We start from the raw sequence: 12,013 nt of genomic DNA on the forward strand, positions 1-12,013 counted from the left end.
GCTGAGACAATTAATTATGTCTCAGCCTCTGTAAAAATAAGGAATTTAAAAGTAATAAATTTGAGTGGGGTGTCTTATATTGAACAACGAATATCCATACAGTGCGGATGAGGTTCTTCATAAAGCAAAATCATATTTATCGGCAAGCGAATATGAGTATGTGCTGAAAAGTTATCATATTGCTTACGAAGCCCATCAAGGCCAGTTTCGAAAAAATGGTTTACCTTATATCATGCATCCTATTCAAGTTGCAGGGATATTAACTGAAATGAGACTTGATGGACCTACCATTGTAGCAGGCTTCTTACATGATGTAATAGAAGATACTCCTTATACATTTGAAGATGTAAAAAGCATGTTTAACGAAGAAGTCGCTAGAATTGTAGATGGCGTAACTAAACTTAAAAAGGTGAAGTACCGTTCTAAAGAAGAACAACAAGCTGAAAATCATCGTAAATTATTTATCGCTATCGCTAAAGATGTTCGAGTTATATTAGTTAAATTAGCGGACAGACTTCATAATATGAGAACTTTAAAAGCGATGCCGAGAGAGAAACAAGTTAGAATCTCAAAAGAAACGCTTGAAATCTATGCGCCACTCGCACATAGATTAGGGATTAACACAATTAAATGGGAACTTGAAGATACGGCACTTAGATATATCGATAGCGTTCAATATTTCCGCATCGTCAACTTAATGAAGAAAAAGAGAAGTGAACGAGAAGCTTATATTGCTAATGCAATCAGCAAAATCGAAGCAGAAATGGATAAAATGAAACTTTCTGGAGAAATAAGTGGTAGACCTAAACACATTTATAGTATTTACCGCAAAATGATGAAACAGAAAAAGCAATTTGACCAAATATTTGATTTGCTAGCTATTCGCGTTATTGTGAATTCGATAAATGATTGCTACGCCATACTTGGACTTGTGCATACTTTATGGAAACCAATGCCAGGTCGCTTTAAAGACTACATTGCTATGCCTAAACAAAATATGTACCAATCTCTTCATACTACTGTCGTTGGACCAAATGGAGATCCTCTCGAAATACAAATCAGAACCTACGAAATGCATGAAATTGCTGAACACGGTGTGGCAGCACACTGGGCTTACAAAGAAGGTAAAACAGTTAACGAGAAGACGCAAGACTTCCAAAACAAATTAAATTGGTTAAAAGAATTAGCCGAAACAGATCATACGACTACTGATGCACAAGAGTTTATGGAGTCATTAAAGTATGATTTACAAAGTGACAAAGTTTATGCCTTTACGCCAGCAAGTGATGTGATTGAATTACCTTATGGTGCAGTACCGATTGACTTTGCTTATGCTATTCATAGTGAGGTAGGCAATAAAATGATTGGCGCTAAGGTTAATGGCAAGATTGTGCCTATTGATTATGTACTTCAAACAGGAGATATTATAGAAATTCGTACAAGTAAACACTCTTATGGCCCGAGCAGAGATTGGTTGAAAATTGTTAAATCATCAAGTGCTAAGAGTAAAATCAAAAGTTTCTTTAAAAAACAAGATCGATCTTCAAATATTGAAAAAGGTAAATTCATGGTCGAGGCAGAAATTAAAGAACAAGGTTTCCGTGTCGAAGATGTCTTAACCGAAAAGAATTTAGAAGTTGTAAATGATAAATACCATTTTGCAAATGATGAAGATTTATTCGCAGCAGTAGGTTTTGGTGGTGTAACGTCTGCACAAATCGTTAATAAACTTACTGAAAGACAGAGAATTCTTGATAAACAGAAAGCTTTAAATGAAGCTCAAGAAGTCACAAAATCTGTGCCTATTAAAGAAGATATCATTACCGATAGTGGTGTTTATGTAGAAGGATTAGAAAACGTACTTATCAAGTTGTCAAAATGTTGTAATCCTATACCTGGTGATGATATTGTAGGATATATCACCAAAGGTCATGGTATTAAAGTTCATCGTACAGATTGTCCAAATATAAAGAATGAGACAGATCGATTAATCTCTGTTGAATGGGTTAAATCAAAGGATTCAACTCAACGTTATCAAGTTGATTTAGAAGTGACCGCATATGATAGAAATGGGTTACTTAATGAAGTATTGCAAGCTGTAAATTCAACAGCAGGAAGTTTAATCAAAGTTTCAGGTCGTTCTGACGTAGATAAAAATGCTGTGATAAACATTAGTGTGATGGTAAAAAATGTGAACGATGTTTTTCGCGTCGTTGAGAAAATTAAACAACTAGGTGACGTATATACAGTATCGAGAGTTTGGAACTAGAGGTGCAAAAGAAATGAAGATAATTGTACAAAGAGTTAAACATGCAAGAGTAACAAATAATGCGATCGATAATGAAATTGAAAAAGGATATTGTCTACTCGTTGGAGTAGGTAAAGACTCTACTGAAGAAGATGCCAAAGTGATTGCTAAAAAAATTGCTAATGCTCGATTATTTGAGGACGAAAATGACAAATTAAATCTCAATATTCAACAAGTTGAAGGTGAAATTTTATCAGTATCACAATTTACTTTGTATGCTGATGTAAAGAAAGGTAACCGCCCTGGATTTTCAAATTCTAAAAGTCCTGACGAAGCAAAGCAACTATATGAAAAATTGAATGAGGAATTAGAATCTTATGGTTTAACAGTGAAAACAGGTGAATTTGGCACACATATGAATGTAGAAATTAATAATGATGGGCCAGTTACCATTATTTATGAAGCTCAGGATGGAAAAATTCTATGAAGAAGATAGATGAATGGTTAACGCGTCACGGTCTAAAAAATCGACTTACACTTGTTGTAGTTATAGCGTTTATTCTATTCCTTATCTTACTATTTATGTTTCTTAATCATAGTGATGAGGATTCGGGTCAAATTACGATTACTGAAAATGCCGAATTAAGAACAGGGCCAAATGCTGCATACCCTGTGATTTATAAAATAGAAAAAGGCGACAGCTTCAAAAAAGTTGATAAAAAAGGTAAATGGATTGAGGTTCAAAATCGTGCTGGAACTGAAAAAGGCTGGGTTGCCGGCTGGCATACGAATTTGAATATTCAAGCCGATAATTCAAATGCTTCTAATCCTCTCAAAGGTAAAACAATTGTACTTGATCCTGGTCATGGTGGTAGTGACCAGGGCGCATCAAGTAATACCCCTACTAAAAGCTTAGAGAAAAATTACACATTAAAAACTGCGAAAGAACTCAAAAAATTATTAGTTAAAGAAGGTGCCAAAGTCAAAATGACGCGTACCTCAGATAAATATGTATCCCTTGATGATAGAAATATTAAAGGTGATGCATTTATTAGCATACATAATGACTCTTTAGATTCCTCTAATGCCAATGGTGCAACCGTTTATTGGTTACAAGATAATCAAGAATCGCTCGCTCAAACTTTAAATTCTAATATCCAGAAAAAAGCCTTACTTACTAATAGAGGCGCGCGACAACAAAATTATCAAGTTCTTCGACAAACTGATGTACCAGCTGTACTATTAGAACTCGGATATATAAGTAATCCTACTGATGAAGCAATGATTAATGATCAACTACATAGACAGGTCGTGGAACGAGCTGTAGTAGATGGACTTAAGCAATATTTCTCATCATAGAACTTGCAAATTAAAATAAAACTCGTTATCATTATTGATGAACTTTATAAATAAAACCATTAATATTCTTGAAAGTTTAAATGAAATTGGTAGCATATCATTGCGCAGAAATACAATCCATGGCTGAAAGATTGTACTGAGTAGTTTAAATCTTTGAACACAAGAAGAGGTACTTTAGGAAACTAATGTCGGGTGACGCACGTTAAGCGTTTTGAGTGGGTCAACGCGATTCTAGCGTTTGATCAATTAGGGTGGCAACACGGTTAATACGTCCCTTGTATAGTTTTTAACTATGCAAGGGTTTTTTATTTTTAAAAATAATGGAAAGTTATCATCTTAGTCGTAACACAGACCTATTCAATGATTATTAGCGACAAAGGAGAGGACGATATGATAAAGATTCCAAGAGGTACGCAAGATATCCTACCAGAAGATTCTGTAAAATGGCGTTACATTGAGAATAAATTAGACGAACTCATGGAAATATACAATTATAAAGAAATTCGAACACCTATATTTGAAAGTACTGAACTATTCGCTAGAGGTGTTGGTGATTCAACAGATGTTGTACAAAAAGAAATGTACACATTCCAAGATAAAGGAGACCGAAGTTTAACATTACGTCCAGAAGGTACGGCTGCAGTCGTTCGTTCATATATCGAACATAAAATGCAAGGGCAACCGAATCAGCCAGTTAAATTGTATTATAATGGGCCGATGTTTAGATATGAACGCAAACAAAAGGGACGTTATCGTCAATTTAATCAATTTGGCGTAGAAGCAATTGGTGCAGAAAACCCATCTATAGATGCCGAAGTGTTAGCAATGGTTATGCACATTTATCAATCATTCGGATTGAAACACTTAAAGCTTGTTATTAATAGTATTGGGGATAGCGAATCTCGTAAAGAATACAACGAAGCATTAGTTAAGCACTTCGAACCAGTCATAGATACATTCTGTTCAGACTGTCAATCACGCTTACACACTAATCCAATGAGAATTTTAGATTGTAAAGTTGATAGAGATAAAGAAGCAATTAAAAATGCACCTCGCATCACTGATTATCTTAATGATGATTCTAAAGCTTACTTTGAACAAGTTAAACAACACTTAGATGACTTGAACATTCCTTATGTAGAAGATCCTAATTTAGTGCGTGGACTAGATTATTATACGCATACAGCTTTCGAAGTAATGATGGATAATCCAAATTACGATGGTGCGATTACGACACTTTGTGGAGGCGGACGTTATAATGGCCTCTTACAATTGTTAGATGGACCAAGTGAAACTGGAATAGGTTTTGCATTGAGTATCGAACGTCTATTACTTGCACTTGAAGAGGAAGACATCGAATTAGATATTGAATCAGAGTTCGATTTATTTATCGTAACAATGGGTGAAGAAGCTGATCGTTATGCGGTTAAATTGTTAAATGAATTACGTAAGAACGGTGTGAAAGCCGATAAAGATTATCTTAATAGAAAAATTAAGGGCCAAATGAAACAAGCAGATAGATTGAATGCGAAGTACACGATAGTGATTGGTGATCAAGAGCTTGAAAACAATTCTATTGATATTAAGCACATGGCTTCTGGTGAGTCAGAAAAAGTACAATTAGATCAATTAGTTGACTATTTTAAAGAGTAGAAAGGGAGTATTACTTTGAGTAAGAGAACAACATATTGTGGTTTAGTCACAGAAGAATTATTAAATGAAAAGGTTACTTTAAAAGGTTGGGTACACAATCGACGTGACCTAGGTGGTTTGATTTTCGTAGATTTAAGAGACCGTGAAGGTATCGTTCAAATTGTTTTCAATCCAGACTTTTCAGAAGAAGCTTTAAAAGTTGCAGAAACTGTACGTTCTGAATATGTAGTTGAAGTTGAAGGTGTTGTCACAAAACGTGACGCTGAAACGATTAACCCTAAAATTAAAACAGGACAAGTCGAAGTACAAGTTTCAAATATTGAAATTATTAATAAATCTGAGACACCACCATTTGCAATTAACGAAGAAAACGTGAATGTAGATGAAAATATCCGTTTAAAATATAGATACTTAGATTTACGTCGTCAAGAATTAGCGCAAACTTTCAAAATGAGACATCAAACAACACGTTCAATACGTCAATACTTAGATGACAATGGCTTCTTCGATATTGAAACACCAGTATTAACTAAATCTACACCTGAAGGCGCACGTGATTATCTCGTACCATCTCGTGTACATGAAGGTGAATTTTACGCATTACCACAATCACCACAATTGTTTAAACAACTCTTAATGATTAGTGGATTCGATAAATATTATCAAATTGTTAAATGTTTCCGTGATGAAGATTTACGTGCAGACCGCCAACCTGAATTTACACAAGTTGATATTGAAATGAGCTTTGTTGATCAAGAAGATGTCATTTCAATGGGCGAAGAAATGTTACGCAAAGTGGTTAAGGACGTTAAAGGCATTGATGTTCCAGCTCCGTTTCCACGTATGACATATGCTGAAGCAATGAATCGTTATGGTTCAGATAAACCAGATACACGTTTTGATATGGAACTTATCAACGTATCTCAATTAGGTAAAGACATGGATTTCAAAGTCTTTAAAGATACCGTTGAAAATGACGGCGAAATTAAGGCAATTGTAGCTGAAGGCGCTGCTGACAAATATACACGTAAAGACATGGATGCACTAACTGAATTCGTTAATATCTACGGTGCTAAAGGTTTAGCGTGGGTTAAAGTCGTTGAAGATGGATTAAGTGGTCCAATTGCTCGTTTCTTCGAAGATGCAAACGTTGAAACACTTAAAGAACTTACAGGTGCTAAACCAGGTGACTTAGTGATGTTTGTTGCTGACAAACCAAGTGTAGTTGCGCAAAGTTTAGGCGCATTACGTATCAAACTTGCTAAAGAACTAGGACTTATTGATGAATCTAAATTAAACTTCTTATGGGTTACAGATTGGCCACTTCTTGAATATGATGAAGATGCGAAACGTTATGTTGCTGCTCACCATCCTTTCACATCACCTAAACAAGAGGATATAGCTAAGTTAGATTCAGAACCTGAAAATGCTCAAGCAAATGCTTATGATATTGTATTAAACGGTTATGAGCTTGGAGGCGGTTCAATCAGAATTCACGATGGTGAACTACAACAAAAAATGTTTGAAGTCTTAGGCTTTTCAGCTGAACAAGCACAAGAACAATTCGGTTTCTTACTAGATGCATTTAAATACGGTGCACCACCACATGGCGGTATTGCACTAGGATTAGATAGACTTGTGATGCTACTCACAAACAGAACAAACCTAAGAGACACAATCGCATTCCCTAAAACAGCATCAGCAACATGCCTACTCACAGACGCACCAGGCCAAGTCTCAGACAAACAACTCCAAGAACTATCACTAAGAATCAGACACTAGGGGCCCCAACAAAGAGAGTTTCAACAAAACTCAACAAGCAATGCAAGTTGGGGTTAGGGCCCCGGCACAGAGATTCTCAGCAATGAGAATCTACCAGCAATGCAAGCCGGGCCTAGGGCCCCGACATAGAACTTTTCGAAAGAAAAGTTTCCGGCCATGGAAGTCGGGACAGGGGCCCCAACAAAAACATTTCGCTAAGAAATGTCAGATAGTATAAGTTTTAAAAATATCTTTATCTACGATTTTGTGGTATGATATTTTCATAAGATAGTCATCTGTGGTGTTCGTAAGTTTGCTTTTTATTTGGGCCTAACACTCTTTGATCAGGGAGCCCAATAGGTTTTCTCGCAGCGCACACGCCTCTATAGGAGGACTTGCAAAACGAGAAACAGGGCACCCACCTGTATATAGCAGGCCGAATGATCAAGCTTTTTACAACTACGGCACCTACGGACTCTATCGGTACGCAAGACTTCGGTCTTGCGTATTTTTATGTGAATTTTTACAATGAACCATATACATAATAAAATGAGCTCATAACAAAGTTAAGTTTTATAAAGGAGTAAACAATGAAACATCAATTTTCCAGAAATGAATTGGCAATTGGTCAAGAAGGTTTGGACTTATTAAGAAATAAAACAGTAGCTGTCTTAGGAGTAGGCGGCGTGGGGTCTTTTGCCGCTGAAGCACTTGCAAGAACAAATATTGGTCACATTATACTCATAGATAAAGATGATGTAGATATCACAAATGTAAACAGACAAATTCATGCATTAACTACAACTATTGGCCAAAGTAAAGTGACGTTGATGGAAGAACGTATCAAATTGATCAATCCAGAATGTAAAGTCACACCATTACATATGTTTTATACAGAAGAAACGTACGAAGAAATCTTTAATAATTACGATATTGATTACTTTATTGATGCAAGTGATACAATTATTTATAAAGTACATTTAATGAAAGAATGCCTAGAACGTGGTATTAATATGATTTCAAGTATGGGTGCCGCTAATAAAACAGATCCGACGCGTTTTGAAATTGCTGATATCTCTAAGACACACACAGATCCAATGGCTAAAGTGATTAGAAATCGCTTAAAACGACAAGGTATTCGTAAAGGTGTTAAGGTTGTCTTTTCAGATGAGAGTCCTATCGTTATACGTGAAGACGTTAAAGAAACAGTCGGGGATAAAAATGCAATCAATAGAAAAGGACAAATACCACCATCTTCTAATGCGTTTGTGCCAAGTGTTGTAGGGCTTATCTGTGCGAGTTATGTCATAAATGATATTCTCAAGGATATTCCTGTGAGACGTATTAAAGATAAAGGGCAATAAATATAAAATGAGTTAGCTTTAACTTTCAAAACAGATATTCCGAAATAAGTACTGTTGAACTGATACAATCACTTAAATCAGAATATCTTTTATGTGAAATAAAGCTAACTCTTATTTTTTGTTCAATAAATTTTCATAAACAGCTTTAAATTGCTGTTCACTTTTTGACGTGGTTTTAGGTTCATAATAAATTCTATTTTTTAGCTTATCTGGTAAATATTGTTGCACGACGTGGCCATTTTCATAATTATGAGGATACTTATAACCAATGGCTCTTCCCAATTCTTTAGCACCAGAATAATGACCATCTTTCAAATAGTCTGGTATTTGACCGACTAAACCTTTTCGTATATCACTCAGAGCGCTATCAATCGCAGTAATGCCTGAATTTGATTTAGGTGATAGACAAAGCTCGATGACAGCTTGACTTAGAGGAATTCGTGCCTCCGGGAAACCTAATCGTTCTGCAGATTGAATTGCTGCTAAGGTACGTTGTCCTGCACTAGGTGATGCGAGTCCTACATCTTCATAACTAATCACTAATAAACGTCTTACAATTGTAGGTAAGTCGCCAGCTTCGATTAATCGCGCTAAATAGTGTAATGCTGCGTTAACATCGCTTCCTCTAATAGATTTTTGAAAGGCACTCATCACATCATAGTGCATATCTCCATCTTTATCGCTAACGAAAGCACCTTTTTGTAAACAATCTTTAGCATCATCTAAAGTGATATGTCGTTGATTATTTTCTTCATCAGCACTAAGTACAGCTAGTTCTAAGGCATTCAAAGCACTTCTAACATCGCCTTGGCTTTGAGTTGAAAAGTATTCCATAGCATCTTCATCTACAACTGGATGATAGCTTTTTAGTCCACGGTCACTATCATCAATCGCACGATCAAGTGCAATTCTCACGTCATGATCATCTAATGGATAGAGTTCAAAAATTTGTGCCCGAGAACGTATAGCTGGATTAATTGCATGATAAGGATTAGAAGTTGTCGCACCAATCAATACAATTTTGCCATTTTCTAAGTGAGGTAAAAGAAAATCTTGTTTAGCTTTATCTAAACGATGAATTTCATCAAGGAGTAGAATGACCTGTCCTGACATTTTTGCTTCTTCGACAACCATTTGCATGTCTTTTTTTGTATTTGTAACAGCATTGAGTTGTCTAAATTTGAATTGAGTACTTCCAGATATCGCTTTGGCTATACTCGTTTTTCCAATTCCAGGTGGTCCATAAAATATCATTGATGATAATCGTTTAGTATCAACCATCCTTCTAATAATGCCTTTTGGCCCAACAAGATGCTGTTGAGAAATAATTTCATCTATATTCATAGGTCTCATTCGAGACGCTAAAGGTTCTGTACTCACATTTGTCACACCTTTCTAATATTATCTTAACGCAAAAAATGATAGAATGGGAATATATATAATTCGAATTAAGTGAGGTTATACAATGAAAATATCAACAAAAGGGAGATATGGACTAACACTGATGATTTCTCTTGCGAAAAGAGAAGGTCAAGGTTGTGTATCTTTAAAGTCTATTGCTGAAGAAAATAAATTAAGTGATTTATATCTTGAACAATTAGTCGGCCCTTTAAGAAATGCTGGATTAATTCGAAGTGTGCGTGGTGCTAAAGGTGGTTATCAACTTAGAGTACCAGCTGAAGAAATCACAGCAGGCGACATTATTCGCTTACTTGAAGGTCCAATCACATTTGTAGAAAGTATTGAATCTGAGCCACCTGCACAGAAACAATTATGGTTAAGAATGAGAGATGCTGTAAGAGATGTTTTAGATAACACAACTTTAAAATATCTTGCTGACTATAAAGAAACTGATGAAGATTTAGATGGATATATGTTCTATATCTAAAGGTTTCATCAGTTTCGCTTCAGTATATTGATATTAATTTTATTACGATATCCTTTAATTTTAAAAAATTTATTTTCATATGTTTATCTTCTTTTTCAAGTGGTATTACAAATAATACATCGAGGAGGTAGTTAATATGGCAGATGAAAGTAAATTTGAACAAGCTAAAGGTAACATCAAAGAGACAATCGGAAATGCTACCAACAACGAAGAACTTGAAAGTGAAGGTCAAGAGGATAAAACTTCTGGCAAAGCGAAAGAATTCGTTGAAAATGCCAAAGATAAAGCCAATGACTTCATTGATAATTTAAAAAAATAATTTTTCAAAATTCGAAAGGAGCTATTATTTATGAGTTTCATGGATAAAGCAAAAGAAGCAGCAGAAAAATTTAAGGATAGCGATAACGAGCAAGTGAACAAAGCTAAAGATAAAATTAATGAATATACTGGTGGCGGAGACAACGACGACAAAGAAGATAAAGACGACAAATAAGTCACTTAATCATTAATACAAAAAGGAAGGGCAAACGCCCTTCCTTTTTTATATACATAATTATGATTTTAAAGCATTTTGCAAACGTTGATATGATTCTAATTGCTTATCTTGGTCATATATATAACTAATAGCCATCAATTCATCTATTTCTCCATACTCACTAATAAAGTTTTCAAGCTGTTCTTTCACAGATGTTTCTGAACCTATGAGTGAACCAGCAAAACGTTGTTGAGCTAACTCATATTCTCTCGGCGTGAGTAATCCTCTTAAATCATCAGTAGGTGGTTGGACCGTTTGCATTCTTCCTCGAGTAATACTTACCATAATTTGTGCCATTGTACTTGCTAAGTATTCTGCATGTTCATCTGTATCTGAAACGATGACGTTTAAACAAACAATGACATAAGGCTCACTTAAAACATCAGACGGTTCAAATAATTCTTTGTATATTTGAATGGCTTCTTTCATTTGTTGAGGAGCGAAGTGTCCAGCAAATACATAAGGTAAACCTTTTCGCGCAGCCAAATGAGCAGAATCAGTTGATGAACCTAATATATAAAGAGGAACGTTCTTACCAACTGCCGGATACGCTCGTACATACGCTTGTTGGTTGCCAGGTCCGAAATATTTCTCTAATTGTTCTACTTCTTCTGGAAATTGATATACACCATGATGTTGATCTCGTCTCAATGCGCTTGCTGTCATCATATCCGTACCAGGCGCACGCCCTAATCCTAAATCGACACGACGAGGGAACATTGTCTCCATCGTACCAAATTGTTCAGCTACAATTAGTGGGGCATGGTTAGGAAGCATAATTCCTCCAGAACCAACTTTAATATTTTTAGTATGTTCTAAAGTATGTTGAATCAGTAACGCTGTAGCGGAGCTAACTAAGTTTGGCGCATTATGATGTTCAGCAATCCAATAGCGTTCATACCCTAAATCATCTAAACCTTGCGCTAAATTAACCATATCATTGATTGCATCTTGATCATTTTGACCTTCTCTAATTGGTACAAGATTTAAAGCTGATAATTTAATATCTTTCATTTTTTAGCTTCCTTTCATGTCATTTTAATAATTGAAGTATAACAGTCAGACCTTCATCACAATATTTATATGCTCATGCATAGATAATGATCATTTTCAAAAATGAATTTAGCAAAGAATTATACATCGAAAAGATACCTAAATAAATGTTAAAATAATTCTAAATTATAACCATACTTACAAAAAACAGA

General features: G+C 35.3%; 11 protein-coding genes and 1 other RNA gene. 10 read left to right on the top strand and 2 right to left on the bottom strand.

All coding sequences use genetic code 11. The features are described 5' to 3' along the window. Positions 1–79 precede the first annotated feature (79 nt). The 7 genes from HMPREF2580_RS05520 (at position 80) to HMPREF2580_RS05550 (ending at position 8,385) form a co-directional block, all read left to right on the top strand. On the top strand, positions 80–2,269 hold the full coding sequence (locus HMPREF2580_RS05520) for a RelA/SpoT family protein (RefSeq protein WP_037541489.1): 2,190 nt from the start codon (positions 80–82) through the stop codon (positions 2,267–2,269). Between the two features lie 13 nt (positions 2,270–2,282). After that, positions 2,283–2,735: a D-aminoacyl-tRNA deacylase gene (dtd, locus tag HMPREF2580_RS05525; RefSeq protein WP_037541488.1), complete on the top strand. Its 453-nt coding sequence runs from the start codon at positions 2,283–2,285 to the stop codon at positions 2,733–2,735. Beyond that, positions 2,732–3,607 carry an N-acetylmuramoyl-L-alanine amidase family protein gene (locus HMPREF2580_RS05530; RefSeq protein WP_044466737.1) on the top strand — a complete coding sequence of 292 codons (876 nt, stop codon included), beginning with the start codon at positions 2,732–2,734 and terminating at the stop codon, positions 3,605–3,607. Before dtd ends, HMPREF2580_RS05530 begins: the two co-directional genes overlap by 4 nt. A 390-nt stretch (positions 3,608–3,997) precedes the next feature. Continuing rightward, positions 3,998–5,260 carry a histidine--tRNA ligase gene (gene hisS / locus HMPREF2580_RS05535; RefSeq protein ID WP_070830991.1) on the top strand — a complete coding sequence of 421 codons (1,263 nt, stop codon included), beginning with the start codon at positions 3,998–4,000 and terminating at the stop codon, positions 5,258–5,260. Between the two features lie 15 nt (positions 5,261–5,275). Further along, the gene (aspS, locus tag HMPREF2580_RS05540) at positions 5,276–7,042 is read left to right on the top strand and encodes an aspartate--tRNA ligase (protein ID WP_070830994.1); all 1,767 of its coding nucleotides are present in this window, start codon (positions 5,276–5,278) and stop codon (positions 7,040–7,042) included. Between the two features lie 269 nt (positions 7,043–7,311). Continuing rightward, positions 7,312–7,502: non-coding RNA, 6S RNA (ssrS, locus tag HMPREF2580_RS05545), on the top strand. A 109-nt stretch (positions 7,503–7,611) separates the two neighbouring features. Next, positions 7,612–8,385 (top strand): tRNA threonylcarbamoyladenosine dehydratase, encoded by a 774-nt coding sequence (locus HMPREF2580_RS05550; RefSeq protein WP_002443242.1) that lies wholly within the window; start codon positions 7,612–7,614, stop codon positions 8,383–8,385. 111 nt (positions 8,386–8,496) lie between these two features. Here HMPREF2580_RS05550 and HMPREF2580_RS05555 read toward each other — a convergent pair whose 3' ends face one another. Then, positions 8,497–9,765: a replication-associated recombination protein A gene (locus HMPREF2580_RS05555; protein ID WP_002443239.1), complete on the bottom strand. Its 1,269-nt coding sequence runs from the start codon at positions 9,763–9,765 to the stop codon at positions 8,497–8,499. An 85-nt stretch (positions 9,766–9,850) separates the two neighbouring features. Between HMPREF2580_RS05555 and cymR the strand changes: the two genes are divergently transcribed. The 3 genes from cymR (at position 9,851) to HMPREF2580_RS12215 (ending at position 10,766) form a co-directional block, all read left to right on the top strand. Continuing rightward, positions 9,851–10,273: a cysteine metabolism transcriptional regulator CymR gene (gene cymR, locus HMPREF2580_RS05560; protein ID WP_002443236.1), complete on the top strand. Its 423-nt coding sequence runs from the start codon at positions 9,851–9,853 to the stop codon at positions 10,271–10,273. A gap of 136 nt (positions 10,274–10,409) precedes the next feature. Beyond that, positions 10,410–10,592: a CsbD family protein gene (locus tag HMPREF2580_RS05565; RefSeq protein WP_070830997.1), complete on the top strand. Its 183-nt coding sequence runs from the start codon at positions 10,410–10,412 to the stop codon at positions 10,590–10,592. Positions 10,593–10,622: 30 nt separating this feature from the next. Beyond that, positions 10,623–10,766, top strand: a complete 144-nt coding sequence (locus HMPREF2580_RS12215) for an SAS049 family protein (protein WP_002443232.1) — start codon at positions 10,623–10,625, stop codon at positions 10,764–10,766. Between the two features lie 60 nt (positions 10,767–10,826). On the opposite strand, the gene HMPREF2580_RS05570 is transcribed toward HMPREF2580_RS12215, so the two are convergent. After that, complete coding sequence (locus tag HMPREF2580_RS05570) at positions 10,827–11,822, bottom strand: LLM class flavin-dependent oxidoreductase (RefSeq protein WP_070831000.1); 996 nt, start codon at positions 11,820–11,822, stop codon at positions 10,827–10,829. Between the last annotated feature and the right edge of the window lie 191 nt (positions 11,823–12,013).

The organism is Staphylococcus sp. HMSC036D05, from assembly GCF_001836225.1.
GTDB lineage: Bacteria > Bacillota > Bacilli > Staphylococcales > Staphylococcaceae > Staphylococcus > Staphylococcus caprae.